We start from the raw sequence: 16,118 nt of genomic DNA on the forward strand, positions 1-16,118 counted from the left end.
GTGCCGGTCCGAAAAAGCGTTCCCCTCACGCGGTCACCCGACTGCCGTCCGTGTCGCCGAACCCCGTCCGGGCGGAGTGCCCGGTACTGCTAACACGGGATCGCCCGTACTGAGGGACATGAACAGTTCAGCCGAGCACACGACGTTCCACGTCGCGACCGAGCGCGAACCCGCAAGCACCGTCATCGCGGGCTTCTCACAGTTCGGGCTCGCGGGCTTGACCGCCGTAGATTTCCTCGTTGACCACCTCGAACTCGAACAGACGGGTCACTTACGGGCCGACGGGCTGCCCACGATCACGCCGTTCGAAAACGGGCGACCGCGGTATCCGACGCGACTGTTCTCGCGCGACGACCTCGACGTGACGATCCTCGTTGGCGAGCTGTTGGTCCCCAACTCGCTTGCGGAACCGTTCTCGCGGGCGATCCTCGACTGGACCGAGCGCGCGAGCGTCGACGAGATCGCCGTTCTGTCAGGGGCGCCGTTTCCGCACGGCCCGGCCGAACACAACGCGTTCTACATCGCCAGCGACGACTACCGGGCAGTACACTTCCCCGACGACGACCCCGACACGCCGCCAGCGGACGTCCGCGAAGGCGAGCCAGTCGACGCCGACGCGACGACTACAGCAACCACCGCCGACACGGACCACCACGGGGAGACTGTCGACGCTGCGTCCACAGGCGGTATTCGACCGATGGCGAACGGATTTCTCGACGGGACGAACGCCGCGTTGATGGCTCGGTCGATGGAGTCGGACCTCCGCGGGTGCGTGTACGTCACGCCCGTCCACGCTCAGATCCCGGACGTCGACGCGGCGGTCCGGCTCGTTGGAGCGGTCGAGGAAACGTACGGGCTCGGCGTTGACACCGGGCCACTCGAGGCGTTCGCACACCAGGTGGCCGAGCACTACCAGACCCTCGCCGACCGGCTCAAGGAACACGCTGAGGAGGAACAACCCTCCGACCGGATGTACATGTAGCTCCCGGAGGGGGCGTGTCGACCCGAGCGAGCACGGGAGATACCCCGTTTCGAAAACGGGTACTACTCGGTCGTCAGTAAAACCCTTACGCGCGGGTGCTAACAGGGACGTATGACCGACGACCTCAGGACGACGATGGAGCGAGTGGGCGAGCGGTTCAACCTCGGGGAGTACGAGATCGAGGCGTATCTCGCGGTGTTGGAGCACGGCGAGCTCACGGCCTCGGAGATCGCCAGCGAGACGGACATCCCGCAGCCGCGTGTGTACGACACGGTCCGCAGCCTCTCGGACCGCGGGCTGGTGGAGCTGCGCGAGTCGCGCCCGATGAAGATCGTCGCCGTCGATCCCGACGAGGCGTTCGGCGACATCCGCTCGTCGCTCTCGGAGATGGTCGACGAACTGGAAGCGCGCTACACCGCCCCGACGCGGGACACCGAGGCGGTGTCGCTGGTGAAGTCGCGCTCGACGATCCTCCGCTACCTCGAGGAGGTGATCGAGTCGGCCGAGTACGAACTCGCCGTCTCACTGACCCCGGATCTGTTGCGTCGCTTCCGCGGGGCGCTGGAACAGCGCGTCGACGACGGCGTCGCCGTCGAGCTACTCGTGACGCCGGCGTCGCGGGCGCCTTCGACCGCGGAGTTCGACTACGACGCGGTCGCGACCGAGACGCGCAGCCGACGCGGCATCACGACGCCCGTCATCGCGGTCGCCGACGGCGAGTACTCGGTGTACGCGACTCAAGACGCCCTCCGAGACGACCGCGACCGCTACGGCGTCATCTTCAATCGATCGGCGCTCGGCTTCCTCGTGAGCGGCTTCTTCGGCACCGTCCTGTGGTCCACGTCCGATGTCGTCGCGGCGGACGGCGAAGAGCGGCCGTTCCCCCGCACCTACGCGTCCATCCGCCGGGCAGTGAAGGACATCCACGAGGTCGGCGGCGACTTCGAGGCGGCTATCACCGGTCGAGACGTGGAGACCGGAAACGAGATCCGCGTCGAAGGGCCCGTCATCGACTACGAGTACGACGCCTCCGAGCAGGTCGCTTCGTTCACGGTGAACGACCCCGAGGGCGGTCGTGTGAGCGTCGGCGGCCTCGTCGCAGCCTTCGAGGACGTCGAGGGCCAAGAAATCGAACTGCGGCGCCGGTGAGGCGCTGACCGGGCACCGTGGGCGCTGCGAACGGTATACCGCGCGGCGTCGGCTACGGCCGGAGGAAAACCACAAGTACGTCGATAGCGACGTGTCACCCGATGGATCTTTCCTGGTCATCGCTGTCAGACGATATCGCCCCGTCGACCGTCCTCGTCTTCGGCTTCCTGCTGTTCGTGTTCCCGGAGCCGGCGACCTCGGCGTTCGGCGCCGGGTTGCTGTTGCTGGGTGCCGCGTGGTGGTTCTACGAGTGGGATCGCCCCTGACCGGCCTCGGCGGGGAGCCGCTCGACGCCGCGACGGAGTGACGGAGGCCCCGTGGGTCAGATATCGACCGCGAACGGCGAGTACGCGGGTGCGCGGGCCGCCATCGCGCCGAAGAGGTCCGCGACGGCGACGAGATCCGCGGTGTCGATCACCTCGACGGGCGTGTGCATGTAGCGGTTCGGGATGCCGACGTTCAGCGAGGGGATCCCCCCGCGGCTGGTGAAGAACGCGTCTGCGTCCGTCCCGGTTCGGATGCCCGACGCCTGTAGTTGGTAGGTGATCTCGTCGGCGTCGGCGGCCGCCCGCGCCAACTCGACCACGCGGGGGTGGTTCGCGGAGCCGCGGGCGACGACCGGTCCGGCGCCGAGTTCGACCGGCCCTCGGTACTCGTCGTTCACGTCCGGGTTGTCTGTCGCGTGGGTCACGTCGGCGGCGACCGCCACGTCGGGGTCGAGGTCGAAGCCGATCATCTCCGCGCCGTTGAGCCCGATCTCCTCTTGGACGGTCGAGACGGCGTACACCGTCGCGTCGACGTCCGCCTCGACCGCCCGACGGAGCCCCTCGGCGACGGCCCACGTGCCTACTCGGTTGTCCATCCCGCGCGCCGAGAGCCGGTCGCCGGTGAGTTCGTGGACCGTCGAGGAGAACGTCACCGGGTCCCCGACCTCGACCAGTTCCCGGGCCGCCGCCTCGTCGGCTGCGCCGACGTCGACGAACTGCTCGGCCACGTCCTCGATCTCGTCGTCCGCGCGGTCGCGGAGGTGGATCGCGGTCTGGCCGATCACGCCCTGCACGGGACCCCCGTCGGCGTGGACCGTGACGTGTTGCCCCTTCGAGACGGTCCGGTCGGACCCACCAACGCGGGTGAGTCTGAGGAACCCGTCATCGGTTATCCGCCGCACCATGAATCCGATCTCGTCGGCGTGGCCGGTGAAGGCGATCCGCGGGCCGTCACCGCTCCCCTCGTGGACGGCGACCGCGTTGCCGTAGGCGTCGGTCCACACGTCGTCGGCGAACTGCCGGACGTAGTCGACCCAGACGCGCTGGCCGTCGGTTTCGAACCCCGAGGGGGACGGGGTAGTGAGAAGGTCGTCGAGGAACGCCCGGCGGCTGGAATCCATATGGGGTGTCCGGGCGGCCTCGCCAAAGAAGGGTCCGGTCGCTGCTATCGGACCGACGGCGGAACCGTCGCGTCGCGGTCTCCGCCTCCATCCAAACCACTAACAAGTCTCCGAAAGAATCTCTCTGTATGGCAGACATCACGATGTTCGAGCTGCACTTCCACGAATCGCTCGGCCTCGGTGGCGTCGGATCGGACGGCGGGCCGGCGATCGACTCGGAGGCGACCGAAGAGCCGGACGCGGGAGCAGACGAGGACGCCTCGTCGGGACCGGGGATCGGTGGCGTCGTCGCCGGATTGGTTGCCGTGGCGCTGCTCGTCCTCCTCGGCGTCGGCGTGAAGAAACTGCTGAGCGACGACCTGGATCCGATCGAGGAGCTCGAGAACCTCGACGAAGAGTCCTGAACCGCTCCAGCGGTCCCGCCGGGCGACCGGCTACGCCAGTCGGTCGCCGAGGGAACCGACGCGGTCGGCCGCGTACCCGAACAGGTCCTCGTAGCCGTACGGGGACATCAACGCCGGGTAGAACGACTCGTCGGCAGTGAACACCTCGCCGTCGGCGGCGGCGAAGCGCTCGCCGACGGCCACCTCGGAGAAGTTCTCGACGAAGACTTCGTACTCGTCGGCCGCGGGCTTGGGCACCGGATCGAGGAGCTTGAACACCTTGACGGTCGCGCCCCGATCGGGGCATCGCCCGGCGGCGGGCGTGCCCCCGTCGACGGCTGGCTCAGTCTCCGCGGTCGGATCTGCCGGGAGCGCGCCTGTCGCGGCGAGGAACGCACGGATGAGTCGGTACCCGTTCTCCGCCGCCGCATCGGTTCCCTGGAGTCCGCACTCGACTTCGATGGTGTGCGGGTGCTGGATGAGGCGCCCCTCGGCGAGTCCTTCGGTCTCCAAGAGCGTTGATACGTCGAGGTGCGGAACGATGGCGCGGGTGATCTCGTCGGTCGTCTCGGCGACGGCGAACGGCTCTGCGGTCGACTGTGTCGAGTGGAGCGCGAGCACCGTACAGCCCTCGAGTTCGGCCATGAGGTGGTGCGCGAGCTGCGACTCGTGGGTGTCGCCGTTCGGGTCACCGGGGAACGCGCGGTTCAGGTCCTCCTCGGTGTAGCGGACGCCCGCCTCGAGCGCCTCCTCGTTGGCGACGATCAGCCTCACCGGGCGCTCCACGTCGGGGTCCGCCGCGATCAGCCGGTCGACCGCGCGCGGCCCGCACGGCTCGTCGCCGTGGATCCCGGCGACGACGGCCACCTCGGGAACGCCGTCTCCGAGCTGGTGAACTTGCATACCGATGGTGGATCCGGGACGCATTTGAGCGACGCGGTTCCGGAGCCGTCTCACCGGAGGCCGGGGGGCCCGTCGCACACGTCACCGGCTCGCGAGGCCCGTCGGTCCCGCCTCGGCGGCCGCGACGAGCAGGTCGACCGTCGCCGCGAGGTCGTCGACGTGTGCCGTCTCGACGGTCGAGTGGTGGTACCGGACCGGGATCGAGACGGCGCCGACGGGCGTCGACCCCGCGGCGGTCTGGAGCGCACCGGTGTCGGTGCCGATGTTCGCGGCGACCTCGCGTTGGAAGGGTACGCCCCGCTCGCCAGCGAGCGCTTCGAGTCGCCGGACGACCGCCGGCGTCGGCACCACGGTCGCGTCCTTGCGCTTGATCGCGACGCCGTCGCCGAGCGTCGTCACGCGCTCGGCGGCGTCGACGCCGGGGACTGCGCGCTCGAGCGTCCCGTCGACCGCGATCGCGACATCGGGCGCGACGTCGACGGCGACGCCCTCGGCGCCGCGGAGGCCCACTTCCTCCTGCGTGGTCGCGACGTAGTGGACCGTCGCGTCGGGATCGGCGCGCGCGGCCGCCCGAAGCACGGCCCAGACGCCCGCGCGGTCGTCGAGCGCCTTCCCGCTCACGCACTCGCCGATTCGCTCCGTGGGCGCGCGCATCGTCACCACGTCGCCGACGGCGACGCGCGCTCGCGCCGTCTCGGCGTCGAGGCCGAGGTCTATCGCGACGTCCTCAACGGCCTGTTCGGACTCGGTGTCGCGGACGTGGGCCGGAATCGCGCCGATGACGCCGTCGAGCGGATCGTCGCCGTCGGCGGCGTGGACGCGCACGCGGGCGGAGCGGAGGATCTCCGGGTTCCACCCGCCGAGGGGGCTGACGCGGACGAAGCCCTCGTCGTCGACGTGGCGGACCATGAACCCGATCTCGTCCATGTGTGCGGCGATCAGGAGTTCCGGCGCGTCCTCGGCGCCATCGACGGTGCCGACGACGTTACCCATGGCGTCGGTCCGCACGCGGTCGACGTGGCGGTCGAGCGCTCGCGTGACGACGTCTCGGGGTTCCCGCTCGTACCCGACGGCGCCGTGCGACTGGGTGAGCTCCGCGAGGAGGTCGAATCCGTCCATGGCTGTCGGTCTGTGCGCGCGGCGAAAAGGACGGGGGTCCCGGTGCTTCGAGAGGGTGCTCGCAGCCCGTCGGTCCCGGACGAACGCGTCAGGTCAGTGATCGAGCGACTCGACGTACTCGTAGTCGGCGTCGTAGGCGGTGACCCGCTGGCCGTCGAGTTCGATCCGCCAGCCGTCCAGTACGGCGGCGTCGTCGAGCGCGAGCCGGAGCGTCTCGCGCACGTCGCCGACGTCGACGCCGTAGAAGTCGCCCGGGACGCCGTGGAGGTACTGCAGCGCGGTCTCGAAGAGGCTGCGCATGCCTCCGTCGTCCTCGAAGTCGACGTGTTTGTACGCGCCGGCCGCGACCTGCACCATCCCGTGGAGGAACGCGCTCTCGACGGAGCCGCCGCCGTAGTTGTACCACTCGTCCTCGAAGCAGTCGTGCGATTCGTGGTAGTCGCCCGCGTTGAACAGCCTGACGCCGTGCTCTGTCGCACGGCGGAGGGTCGCGTGCTCCCAGACGCGCTCGTCGGCGCGCCACCCTGTGGGGTCGCCCAGCGGCGGCGCGACGCTCAGATCGCGCGTGTGGTCGTCCATGTCGACGTGTGGGCGGGCGGCGTCCGTAACTCCGTCGTCCGCACCGGCGGGATCCACCTCGGCGAACGGTTTACCACCGACGGTGCCGTATCGTCGTCCGTCGATGTCCTTCCTGCGACGAGTGACGGCGTGGGCGCGGTCCAGCAGTCGACGGCTCAGGGACGACGCGACCCGCACGTGGCGCGTGTTGAGCGACCCCGGGGCGCGACCGGCCCTGCTGTACGCGATCGCGCTCGCGGCCGCGGCGGCGAGCTTCCTGCTGTTCCTCACGGGCGACGGCGGGTCGCCCGACGGTATCGAGTTCGGACTGCTGTTGGGCTCGTTCGGCACCGTGTTGTACATGTCGCTGCGACAGGCGGGGACGGCGCCGAGACGGGGACGGTGATAGAGACCACCCACGCGACGGTGCCCGTCTCCGCCGGCGAAAACCGGAGCATTAACCCACGGGGGAACCCTTCCGGCGAGTGCGTGCGAGGGTAGCCAAGCCTGGAAACGGCGGCGGACTCAAGATCCGCTCCTGTAGAGGTCCAAGGGTTCAAATCCCTTCCCTCGCATCGCCGGGGAGTATCCCCGTGATGCGGAAGACGCTCACGGAGCGCTCTTCCCTCGCAAAACTCACTTCGCACACGGAATACCGCCGAGCCGACGCTCCACCGACGTCGAAGGGGCCGCGGAGAACAGGGTCGGGCGTTACTCGCCGCCGTCGGTCGCGACGCCGAGCAGTTCGTCGGCGACGCGACCGGCCTCGGTGGGATCAGGTCGCGCGCCGTCGCGGACCTCCTCGCCGAGGACGGCCGCGAGATCGGCCACGTCGTCGCCGTCCCCGGCAGCGTGGACGCGTTCGAACGCCGGACGGTAGCCGGCCGCACAGCGTCGGCCGCCGTCGGTCGTCGTCGCGTCGATGACGTACTCGATCTGTCTGACCGCCTCGCCTGGGCGCATGGATGATACACCAACGTACTGCGTCTTAAGTCCGGTCTGAGTCGCTTTCGAGTAAACAGTCGTCGCGGCCGCTCCGGGCCGATATCGGCGGATGGCGCCGAAGAGATACTCGCGTTCGAGTAGTCGGTCTCACAGCCGGGTCGAGCCGTTACGGAAGGCGCCTGCGCATCGCGTCGAGGTACTCGGCGGCGACCGTCGGATCGTCTGCAGCGAGATCGACCACGCGGTCACAGCCGTGGATCAGCTGCTGGGCCCGGCGGCGGTCGGACAGCTTGTTTCGGGCGACCGTTCGCACCGTCTCGACGGCGGCGACAGCATCTTCCGGGCGACCCTCACGGACGGCGACGCGAGCCGACTCGACCAGCTGCGTCAGCACCGACTCGGCGTCCGCAGGGATATCACCGGGATCAACGGCTGCCGGGAGTTCTGCCGGCTCGCTCGCGTCGTCCTCGTGGTCGTCGGGCACGATTAAGCGGTACTCGTACGGGAGAATAAAACTCTCGCGGGAGCCGATGCGCGACGAGTCTACGGGCGAGCCGACGCGTACCGTCCCCTGGACCGCGGCCGGGGCTCGGGACCGAGAACCGACGGCTATTCCGGGGTAGTGTCCGAGGACGTGGGCATGACAGCGAACGATTCGCACGGCGCGGGCGAACGGGTGGCGGTCGCCGAGGCTGCCGCGCGGGCCGGGTCCGAGGTCGCGGGCGGGCGGTTCCGCGACGGGATCGACGTAGAGCACAAGGACGGGAAGACGGACGTGGTGACGGAAGCCGACCGGGCGAGCCAACGGGCCGTCATCGAGCGGATCCGGGAGACGTTCCCCGACGACGCGATCGTCGGCGAGGAGGAGGACGAGCTGAAGACGGTGCCCGATAGCGGCGCCGCGTGGGTTATCGACCCGATCGACGGGACGAACAACTACGTCCGCGACATCCGGGCGTTCGCGACGGCGGTCGCGGCGGTCGTCGACGGCGAGCCCGTCGCGGCCGCGAACGCGCTGCCCGCGATGGACGACGTGTACGTCGCCGACGCCGACGCCACGTACCGAAACGGAGCGCGGGTGACCGTCAGCGACCGCACGGACCCGGAGACGGCGGCGGCGACGCCGACAGTCTGGTGGGACTTCGACGCCCGCGACGAGTACGCCCGCGCGTGCGCCGAGATCGTGGAACGCTTCGGCGACATGCGACGGTTCGGTTCCGCGCAGGTGACGCTCGCGATGGTCGCCGAGGGCGCGCTCGACGCGACGATCACGAACGTCGACTGTAACCCGTGGGACACGGTCGCCGGCGTCCACATGGTTCGCGTCGCCGGCGGGACGGTGACGGATCTCGACGGCGACCCGTGGCGCCACGACTCGGTCGGCCTGGTCGCCTCGAACGGCGGCGTGCACGACGAGGCGCTCGCGGCGGCGCGAGCGGTTCGGTCTGCCGGCGAGGAGTAGCCCGTCGGGTCGGACGGCGCCGGTCACGCGAACCCAAACCGCAAAGGTCCCGAGGCGGCAGATGCCGCTATGGAACTCGACGACACCGACCGCGAGATCCTCCGGATCCTCCAGGAGGACGCGCGGACGCCCTTCAGCGAGGTCGCGCGCCGCATCGACATGTCGAGCGCGACGGTCCACGACCGCGTCTCGCGCATGGAGGAGGCAGGCGTCCTGACGGGGTACCGTGCGGAGGTCGACCCCAAGGCGCTCGGCTACGGCGTCTCCGCGTTCGTCGGCCTCCGGGTGCGACAGGGACACGAGGAGGAGGCGCTCGAGACGCTGCGAGCGGTCGAGGGCGTGCGCGAGGTTCACCTCACGACCGGCGAGTACGACGTGATGATGCGCGTGTACGCCGAGTCGACCGACGACCTGCGCGACCTGATGTTCGGCCAGATCGCGACGATGGACGGGTTCGACCGCTCGCAGACGATGGTGATCCTCGGGACGGACTACGAGGAGTCGGGCGTCCCGATCTGAGCCCGCGCCAGGTGTCCGTCGCCGACTCGCGTCGCCACCGCTGTCGAGACTGATGCGGAACGCTCCGGGCTCGAACACGACACCGACAGCACTACACCGCGAAGCCCCGCCAGTACCACCACCTGAGTATGAAGGCGATCAAGGACAGCGTCCACGGCTACATCACCCTGGACCCCGTCGCGCAGGATCTCCTCGACACGCGCGCCCTCCAGCGCCTGCGTCACATCAAGCAGCTCTCGACCGTCCGGCTCGTCTACCCCTCCGCCTCCCACACCCGGTTCGAGCACTCGCTGGGCGTGTATCACCTGGCCGACAGGGCGCTCGAACACCTCGGCGTCGACGACGACCGGGCCCGACATCTCCGCGCCGCGGCGCTCTTGCACGACGTGGGGCACGGCCCGTACGGTCACCAAACCGAGGAGGTGATCCGCCGCCGTACCGGCGTCGACCACGACGAGATCGGCGACCTCCTCGGCGACACCGACGCCGGCGACGTGCTCCGCGAGCACGGCATCTCGGTCGACCGCGTCGCCGCGATCGTCCGCGGCGAGGGCGAGTTGGGACAGCTCGTCTCGGGGGAATTAGACGTGGACCGGATGGACTACCTCGTGCGCGACGCCCACCACACCGGCGTCCCCTACGGCACCATCGACCACGAGCGCCTCGTCCGCGAACTCACGTATCAAGACGGTTCGCTCGTGCTCGCCGAGGGGAACGTCCAGACCGCCGAGTCGCTCCTGCTCGCCAGAGCCCTCATGGACGCGACCGTCTATCGGCACCACGTCTCCCGCGTCGCGGGCGCGATGCTGGAGCGGGCCTCGGAGCGACTGCTCGAAGTCGACGCCGGCATCGACGCGCAGCAATTCAGTCGGATGGCCGACCACGACCTGCTCGTCGCGCTGCGCGAGCACGTGCCGGCGCTCGGGGAACGGATCGAGTACCGCGACCTCTACAAGCGCGCGATCTGGGCGGACCTGTCGGCGACGCCAGCGGACGTGGTCGACCTCGACCGCGTCGGCGAGCGCACGGCAGCACGCGAGATCGCTGCCCACGCCGGCGTCGACGAGCGCGAGGTGATCGTCGACGTGCCCGGCCGACCCACGTTCACCGAGGCCGGCAGCCGCGTCGTCGTCGACGGCGTCCCCCAACGCCTGGAGGACGCCTCGGAACTCGTTTCGGGGCTGCGGGCGGCCCAGCGCGCGGGCTGGCGGATGGGCGTGTACGCGCCCGCCGAGCACACCGAGGCCGTCGCCGCGGCCGCAGCAGACGTACTCGGCGTGCGCGCGGGGCCGATCCGGGACTAATCCGGGCGGGATCTGAGCGAACGGAACCTGTGCGAACGAGATCGATCCGGGGTCGGTGCGAGCGTCAGTTCGTCGCCGACTCCGCCTCCGACAGCCACGACGGCTCGTCGACGGTGGTTGATCCCACGTCCTCGTAGGTACTCGTCAGCGTGAGCCGCGTCGGGTCACCGAACCCCTCGACGACGAGTTCGTAGCTGACGCGCTTGACCAATCCGTCGGCGCGGACGTACACTTGGATGGTCGCCTCGGTGGAGTCGGCCTCGGCCAGCGTCTCGCCGATCGGTCCGACCGCCGACTCGTTCAGCGTCGTGAGGTTCGCCTCGTACACGTACGTCTCCTCGCCGTCCACCTGCGCGGTGCCGTTCGCCGAGAAGTTGAACCCCGACGAGAGCTCGGTCAACGTCGGCGTCGCGAACGCGTCGGCGCCCGGAATGGACTCGTTGTCCGCGCGCTCGTACCGGATCGTGTTCCCCGCCTGCGTGCGGACGTACGGCCGGTCGTCGCTCGGGTGATACACCGAGACGCTCCCGTCGCCGGTCTCCTGTGTCACCAGGTACGTCTCGGGGTCGGTTTCGACTGCGGCTGTCACGTTGCTCGTGAGGTCGACGAAGCTCCCGTTCACCGACACGGTCTGCGTGTAGGTGTAGCTCCCCGCGTCACGAAGCGCATCCTCGTGGCCGGCCTCGACTTCCTCGGCGGTCGGTGCGCCCTCGTACGGGGCTCCGCCGGCGGTACAGCCGGCGAGCGCGACGAGGAGGGCCAGTGCCGCAGCTATCCAGAGGGACCGTCGTGTGCCTGCTCCCATGGACTCGGCGTGCGGGGGACACGGAATGTGCTTTCCGGTCGCGTTCGACCCGAGAGCGCGGGCCGGGACGCTCGAATCGCCCACAGTTTATCAACGATGCCGGCGAATCGCCGGGAAATGACGACGATCAAAGACTCCGTCCACGACCACATCTCCGTGGACGGCGTCGCCGCGGATCTCCTAGACACGGGGCCCGTCCAGCGGCTCCGACGGGTCGCCCAACTCGGGACGGTGAAGCTGGTGTATCCCTCGGCGAATCACACCCGCTTCGAGCACTCGCTGGGCGTGTATCACCTCGCCGACCGCGCGCTCGACTCGCTGGGCGTCGGGGGCGTCGAGGCCGAGCGCGTCCGCGCCGCCGCCCTCCTCCACGACGTCGGTCACGCGCCGTTCTCCCACAACGTCGAGGAGCTGCTTCACCGCCACACGGGCCTGTATCACGACGACGTGACGGACCTGCTCGTCGACACCGAGGTCGGCGACGTGCTCCGCGAGTACGACCTCGACCCCGAACGCGTGGCCGGACTCATCGCCGGCGAGGGACAGTACGGACAGCTCGTCTCGGGGGAGTTGGACGTGGACCGGATGGACTACCTCGTGCGCGACGCCCACCACACCGGCGTCCCCTACGGCACTATCGACCACGAGCGCCTCGTCCGCGAACTGACGTTCGCCGACGGCGACCTCGTGCTCGACGAGGGGAACGTCCAGACCGCCGAGTCGCTGTTGATGGCGCGCGCGCTGATGACGCCGACGGTGTACGCTCACCCGGTCGCCCGGATCTCCAAGGCGATGCTCCGGCGCGCCACCGAGCGCCTGCTGGCGACCCCGGACATCTCCGCCGAGCGCGTCCGCCGGATGGACGACTACGACCTGATCAGCGCCCTGCGGATGACACCCGAGACGGACGCGTTCGCGGAACGCTACGACCGCCGCGACCTGTTCAAGCGCGCCGTGTGGGCCGAGTACGACGACACGCCGGCGTCGCTTCGAGACGCCGACCACGGGACGATCCGGGAGCTCGAGGCCGACATCGCCGAGCGCGCAGCCGTCGATCCGTCTGCGGTCGTGCTCGACGTGCCGTCGGCGCCGGCGATGACGGAGTCGACTTCCGAAGTGCTCGTCGGCGGCGAGGTCCGACGGTTGGGCGACCACTCGCCGCTCGTGACCGCCCTGCGGACCGCTCAAGAGCAGCAGTGGCGCATGGGCGTGTACACCGTCGCCGACGCGACTGACCGCGTCGGGAAGGCGACCGTCGACGTGCTCGGTCTGGACATCGAGGGAACGCTCGTGTCGGACGTGCGCCGGCGCGTCCACGTGACGCTGGACGAGTTCGAGTCGGACGCCACGGGGGCAGGCGAATGAGCCGCGATACCGGACGGGCTGGCGCCGACGGTCCCGCAGCCGGCGCCGCCACCTACGAGGGAACGATCCTCGTCGGTCGCGACTTCGAGGCCGTCGAGGGTCGGGTCGTCGTCGAGGGGGGAACGATCGCGGCTATCGAGGAGGCATCCGTCGCGAGCGACGACATCCTCTGCCCGGCGTTCGTGAACGCCCACACCCACATCGGGGACTCGGTGGCGAAAGAAGCCGGGCGCGGGCTGGACCTCGACGAGCTCGTGGCGCCGCCGGACGGACTCAAACACCGCATCCTCCGGAGCACGAACACCGAGGAGAAGATCGCCGCGATGCGCCGCTCGCTGCGGTACATGCACGCGACCGGGACGACCGCCCACGTCGAGTTCCGCGAGGGCGGCGTCGCCGGCGTCGAGGCGATCGAGGCCGCCGTCGACGGGCTCCCGATCGACTCGGTCGTGCTCGGCCGCGAAACCGCCGACGCGATGGAGCACCCGTTCGCCGCCGGCTTCGGCGCCAGCGGCGCCCGCGACGACGACTTCGCCGCCGAGCGCAACGCGACCCGCCGCGCGGGAAAGCTGTTCGGCATCCACGCCGGCGAGCGCGACTCGCTGGACGTGGCAGCGGCGATGGACCTCGATCCGGACCACATCGTCCACATGGTCCACCCGGACGAGACGCACCTCGACCGGCTCGCGGACGCCGAGTGGCCGATCGTCGTCTGCCCGCGCTCGAACCTCGTCACCGGCGTCGGCGTCCCGCCGCTGCGCGACCTGCTCGACCGGACGACCGTCGCGCTCGGCACCGACAACGTGATGCTCAACAGCCCCTCGATGTTCCGCGAGATGGAGTTCGCGACGAAGCTCACCGACGCCTCCGCAGTCGAGGTGTTGCGGATGGCGACGGTCAACGGCGCCGAGATCGCCGGGCTGGACTGCGGGGTGATCGCGGAGGGGCGACCCGCGCGTCTGCTCGTCCTCGACGGCGACACGGACAATCTCAGCGGCGTGCGCGACCCCGTCCGCGCGGTCGTCCGGCGGGCGGGCGAGGGCGACGTGAAGGCGGTCGTTCCGTAGCCCGCCAGCGGCGACTCCTCCACCCTCGTGGCGGACCCGTCCGCCGTAACGCCGACACGCCCAAACCCCAGCGGGTCGTCGCCATCGGCATGGATCTCGACGACCTCCCCTCACCGGGGACGACGCTGCGCCACGAGCGGACGTTCACCGTCGAGGAGGTGCAGGCGTTCGCCGACCTCTCGGAGGACCGCGGCGAGCACCACGAGCGGCCCGACGACGACGGGCGCCTGCTCGTTCACGGCCTGCTGACGGCGACGATGCCGACGAAGATCGGCGGCGACCTCGACGTGCTCGCGCGGACGATGGAGTTCGACTTCCACCGGCCCGTCTACACCGACCAACGGATCGTCTGTGAGGTCACCCTCGACACCGTCGACCGCGCCGACGACACCGACGACGAGGCCGACAGCGCGGAGGTCGAAGCGGACGTCGTCTGTCACCGCGACGGCGGCGAGATCGTGCTCACCGGCGGATTCGAAGGCGTCGTCCTGGGGTAGCGGGGCCAGCGGTTCGGGGCCAGCGGTTCGGGACCAGCCACGTCAGTTCCCGCCGGGTGACGCCGGCGTCACCGACGCGCGCTTTGATGAGACGGGGTGTCCTTGTCCCGTCATGGCCTGCCCGCACCTCGAGTACCGCGAGTCAGACGGCGATCGGTCGTTCGACACCGCACGCGCGTTCTGCACCGTCGCCGGCGAGTTCGTCCAGCCGGTTCACGCCGACATCTGCAACGAGCGGTACGGGCTCGATCCCGAGTCGGACTGCGAGATACTCCGCGAGCACGCGGGGACGGAGTGGGACGAATGACGTACGAGGAGTACCTCGACGGCAAGCCCGTCGTCGTCACCGCCGCGCTGACGGGCGGGATTCAGGGAAAAGAGGCGCATCCCGGTCTGCCCGAGACGCCCGCGGAGATCGCCGAGGCGGCGGCCGACGCGGAGGCCGCGGGCGCGGCAGTGGTCCACCTGCACGCCCGCCAAGACAACGGCGAACGCGCGTTCTCGACCGAGCGGTTTCAGGCGGTGACCGACGCCGTGCGCGACGCGACCGAGGATGTCGTGATCCAGCACTCGACCGGCGGCACCGCCGCGCCCGACGCGCTCCGAGCGGAGCCGCTGCGGACCGACCCGGCCCCGGAGATGGCGAGCCTCGACATGGGGCCGATGAACCGCGGGCGCCGCCTGACGAGCGAGAACACCCGTGACACGATCGACGGCCTGCACGCCGAGATGCGCGAGCGGGGGATCACGCCGGAACTGGAGGTGTTCAACAACGGGCACCTCAACGAGGCGTTCCGGATCCTCGACGACCTCGACGACCCGCCGTACCTCAATCTGATCTTCGGTCCCGGAACCCTCGCGCCGCCGTCGCCCGCGAACCTCCAGCGAATGGTCGACCAGCTGCCCGAGCGCGCGGAGTTCAACGTCATCGGCTTCGGCCCGCATCAGCTTCCGCTGACCACTCAGTCGATGATCCTGGGAGGCCACGTTCGGGTCGGTCTCGAGGACAACAGCTATCTCCGGAAGGGGGAATTGGCGACGAACGAGGCGCTCGTCGAGCGAGCGGCCCGGATTGCGGCGGAGCTCGGCCGACCGGTCGCGTCGCCGGCGGAGGCGCGGGAGCTGCTCGGGGTCGAGTCGCGGCGGTGAGCGTGGGGCTCAGACGACGAAGACGAGCACGAGGAACCCCGCGAGTATCGACAGCGTGAGAACGAACTGCGCGGCGGAGGACGCGAGCAGTCCGACGACGGTGTAGGCCGACGCGCGGACCGCCGCCGCGGGCTCTTTCCCGGCGTACAGCTCGGCCCCGACGACTGCGAGGGCCGTTCCCACGATGATGCCGAGGGGACCGAGCACGAACAACAGTGCCAGCGACGCGACCGCCGCGACGAGTACGGTCGACGTCTCGGCGCCCCCGGCCTTCGAGGCGAGCGCGCCCCCGAGGTGTTCGACGGCGAACGCGGTGGCGCCGACGATCACGAACAGGACGATCCACCCGACGCCGAGCGGGTGCGCCGTCGACGGCGCGAACCAGGCATACGTTAAGACGCCGGCCACAGAGAGCGGACCCGCGGGGACCAGCGGGAGCACGCTCCCGAAGACGCCGGCGACCAACAGGAGGAGGGAACCGGCGATCACGGGGTCGACCATAGGGAGCATCAGTCGTCCAACCG

At 69.9% G+C, this 16,118-nt stretch carries 21 protein-coding genes and 1 tRNA gene; 14 read left to right on the plus strand and 8 right to left on the minus strand.

The genetic code is table 11. The features are described from left to right. Window positions 1-118: 118 nt before the first annotated feature. The 3 genes from P0Y41_RS01785 to P0Y41_RS01795 all read left to right on the plus strand — a co-directional run bounded on the left by P0Y41_RS01785 (window position 119) and on the right by P0Y41_RS01795 (window position 2,397). Window positions 119-982 (plus strand): proteasome assembly chaperone family protein, encoded by an 864-nt coding sequence (locus P0Y41_RS01785; RefSeq protein ID WP_284062303.1) that lies wholly within the window; start codon window positions 119-121, stop codon window positions 980-982. Window positions 983-1,093: 111 nt separating this feature from the next. After that, a complete protein-coding gene (gene trmB, locus P0Y41_RS01790) occupies window positions 1,094-2,131 on the plus strand; it encodes an HTH-type sugar sensing transcriptional regulator TrmB (protein WP_284062304.1) in 1,038 nt (345 codons plus the stop codon). 101 nt (window positions 2,132-2,232) lie between these two features. Beyond that, window positions 2,233-2,397, plus strand: a complete 165-nt coding sequence (locus P0Y41_RS01795; RefSeq protein WP_284062305.1) for a hypothetical protein — start codon at window positions 2,233-2,235, stop codon at window positions 2,395-2,397. A gap of 56 nt (window positions 2,398-2,453) precedes the next feature. Here the strand turns inward: P0Y41_RS01795 and P0Y41_RS01800 are convergent, their stop codons facing one another. Then, window positions 2,454-3,518 (minus strand): M20/M25/M40 family metallo-hydrolase, encoded by a 1,065-nt coding sequence (locus P0Y41_RS01800; RefSeq protein WP_284062306.1) that lies wholly within the window; start codon window positions 3,516-3,518, stop codon window positions 2,454-2,456. Between the two features lie 128 nt (window positions 3,519-3,646). Between P0Y41_RS01800 and P0Y41_RS01805 the strand changes: the two genes are divergently transcribed. After that, window positions 3,647-3,922 carry a hypothetical protein gene (locus P0Y41_RS01805; protein WP_284062307.1) on the plus strand — a complete coding sequence of 92 codons (276 nt, stop codon included), beginning with the start codon at window positions 3,647-3,649 and terminating at the stop codon, window positions 3,920-3,922. A 30-nt stretch (window positions 3,923-3,952) separates the two neighbouring features. Here P0Y41_RS01805 and P0Y41_RS01810 read toward each other — a convergent pair whose 3' ends face one another. From P0Y41_RS01810 to P0Y41_RS01820, 3 genes are all read right to left on the minus strand, one after another. Further along, window positions 3,953-4,804, minus strand: coding sequence for a M14 family metallopeptidase (locus tag P0Y41_RS01810; RefSeq protein ID WP_284062308.1), 852 nt, complete (start codon window positions 4,802-4,804; stop codon window positions 3,953-3,955). A gap of 81 nt (window positions 4,805-4,885) precedes the next feature. Continuing rightward, window positions 4,886-5,923 carry a M42 family metallopeptidase gene (locus tag P0Y41_RS01815; RefSeq protein WP_284062309.1) on the minus strand — a complete coding sequence of 346 codons (1,038 nt, stop codon included), beginning with the start codon at window positions 5,921-5,923 and terminating at the stop codon, window positions 4,886-4,888. 93 nt (window positions 5,924-6,016) lie between these two features. Next, window positions 6,017-6,502: a DUF309 domain-containing protein gene (locus P0Y41_RS01820; protein WP_284062310.1), complete on the minus strand. Its 486-nt coding sequence runs from the start codon at window positions 6,500-6,502 to the stop codon at window positions 6,017-6,019. Between the two features lie 103 nt (window positions 6,503-6,605). Here P0Y41_RS01820 and P0Y41_RS01825 point away from each other — a divergent pair, with 103 nt between their 5' ends. Beyond that, window positions 6,606-6,887, plus strand: a complete 282-nt coding sequence (locus P0Y41_RS01825) for a hypothetical protein (RefSeq protein WP_284062311.1) — start codon at window positions 6,606-6,608, stop codon at window positions 6,885-6,887. Window positions 6,888-6,972: 85 nt separating this feature from the next. Further along, window positions 6,973-7,056 (plus strand) — tRNA-Leu (locus P0Y41_RS01830). Window positions 7,057-7,192: 136 nt separating this feature from the next. Here the strand turns inward: P0Y41_RS01830 and P0Y41_RS01835 are convergent. Both P0Y41_RS01835 and P0Y41_RS01840 read right to left on the minus strand, forming a co-directional pair. Next, window positions 7,193-7,444 carry a hypothetical protein gene (locus tag P0Y41_RS01835; protein ID WP_284062312.1) on the minus strand — a complete coding sequence of 84 codons (252 nt, stop codon included), beginning with the start codon at window positions 7,442-7,444 and terminating at the stop codon, window positions 7,193-7,195. Between the two features lie 148 nt (window positions 7,445-7,592). Continuing rightward, window positions 7,593-7,910, minus strand: coding sequence for a DUF8101 family protein (locus P0Y41_RS01840; protein WP_284062313.1), 318 nt, complete (start codon window positions 7,908-7,910; stop codon window positions 7,593-7,595). Between the two features lie 156 nt (window positions 7,911-8,066). Between P0Y41_RS01840 and P0Y41_RS01845 the strand changes: the two genes are divergently transcribed. From P0Y41_RS01845 to P0Y41_RS01855, 3 genes are all read left to right on the plus strand, one after another. After that, window positions 8,067-8,888, plus strand: a complete 822-nt coding sequence (locus P0Y41_RS01845; protein WP_284062314.1) for an inositol monophosphatase family protein — start codon at window positions 8,067-8,069, stop codon at window positions 8,886-8,888. Between the two features lie 69 nt (window positions 8,889-8,957). Next, complete coding sequence (locus tag P0Y41_RS01850) at window positions 8,958-9,407, plus strand: Lrp/AsnC family transcriptional regulator (protein ID WP_284062315.1); 450 nt, start codon at window positions 8,958-8,960, stop codon at window positions 9,405-9,407. A gap of 128 nt (window positions 9,408-9,535) precedes the next feature. Further along, on the plus strand, window positions 9,536-10,711 hold the full coding sequence (locus tag P0Y41_RS01855; protein ID WP_284062316.1) for an HD domain-containing protein: 1,176 nt from the start codon (window positions 9,536-9,538) through the stop codon (window positions 10,709-10,711). A gap of 64 nt (window positions 10,712-10,775) precedes the next feature. Here P0Y41_RS01855 and P0Y41_RS01860 read toward each other — a convergent pair whose 3' ends face one another. After that, the gene (locus P0Y41_RS01860; protein ID WP_284062317.1) at window positions 10,776-11,516 is read right to left on the minus strand and encodes a DUF7537 family lipoprotein; all 741 of its coding nucleotides are present in this window, start codon (window positions 11,514-11,516) and stop codon (window positions 10,776-10,778) included. 117 nt (window positions 11,517-11,633) lie between these two features. Here P0Y41_RS01860 and P0Y41_RS01865 point away from each other — a divergent pair, with 117 nt between their 5' ends. From P0Y41_RS01865 to P0Y41_RS01885, 5 genes are all read left to right on the plus strand, one after another. Beyond that, the gene (locus P0Y41_RS01865; RefSeq protein ID WP_284062318.1) at window positions 11,634-12,881 is read left to right on the plus strand and encodes an HD domain-containing protein; all 1,248 of its coding nucleotides are present in this window, start codon (window positions 11,634-11,636) and stop codon (window positions 12,879-12,881) included. Continuing rightward, window positions 12,878-13,948: an amidohydrolase family protein gene (locus P0Y41_RS01870; protein WP_284062319.1), complete on the plus strand. Its 1,071-nt coding sequence runs from the start codon at window positions 12,878-12,880 to the stop codon at window positions 13,946-13,948. Before P0Y41_RS01865 ends, P0Y41_RS01870 begins: the two co-directional genes overlap by 4 nt. A gap of 89 nt (window positions 13,949-14,037) precedes the next feature. Then, complete coding sequence (locus P0Y41_RS01875) at window positions 14,038-14,445, plus strand: hotdog family protein (RefSeq protein ID WP_284062320.1); 408 nt, start codon at window positions 14,038-14,040, stop codon at window positions 14,443-14,445. A 112-nt stretch (window positions 14,446-14,557) separates the two neighbouring features. After that, window positions 14,558-14,752 carry a hypothetical protein gene (locus P0Y41_RS01880; RefSeq protein WP_284062321.1) on the plus strand — a complete coding sequence of 65 codons (195 nt, stop codon included), beginning with the start codon at window positions 14,558-14,560 and terminating at the stop codon, window positions 14,750-14,752. Further along, complete coding sequence (locus P0Y41_RS01885; protein ID WP_284062322.1) at window positions 14,749-15,594, plus strand: beta-keto acid cleavage family enzyme; 846 nt, start codon at window positions 14,749-14,751, stop codon at window positions 15,592-15,594. The genes P0Y41_RS01880 and P0Y41_RS01885 overlap by 4 nt, the downstream gene beginning before the upstream one ends. A gap of 9 nt (window positions 15,595-15,603) precedes the next feature. Here the strand turns inward: P0Y41_RS01885 and P0Y41_RS01890 are convergent, their stop codons facing one another. Beyond that, entirely contained in the window at window positions 15,604-16,095 is a 492-nt protein-coding gene (locus P0Y41_RS01890) for a DUF456 domain-containing protein (RefSeq protein WP_284062323.1), read from the minus strand. Between the last annotated feature and the right edge of the window lie 23 nt (window positions 16,096-16,118).

Origin of the sequence: Halobaculum halobium (genome assembly GCF_030127145.1) — an archaeon.
Lineage (GTDB): Archaea > Halobacteriota > Halobacteria > Halobacteriales > Haloferacaceae > Halobaculum > Halobaculum halobium.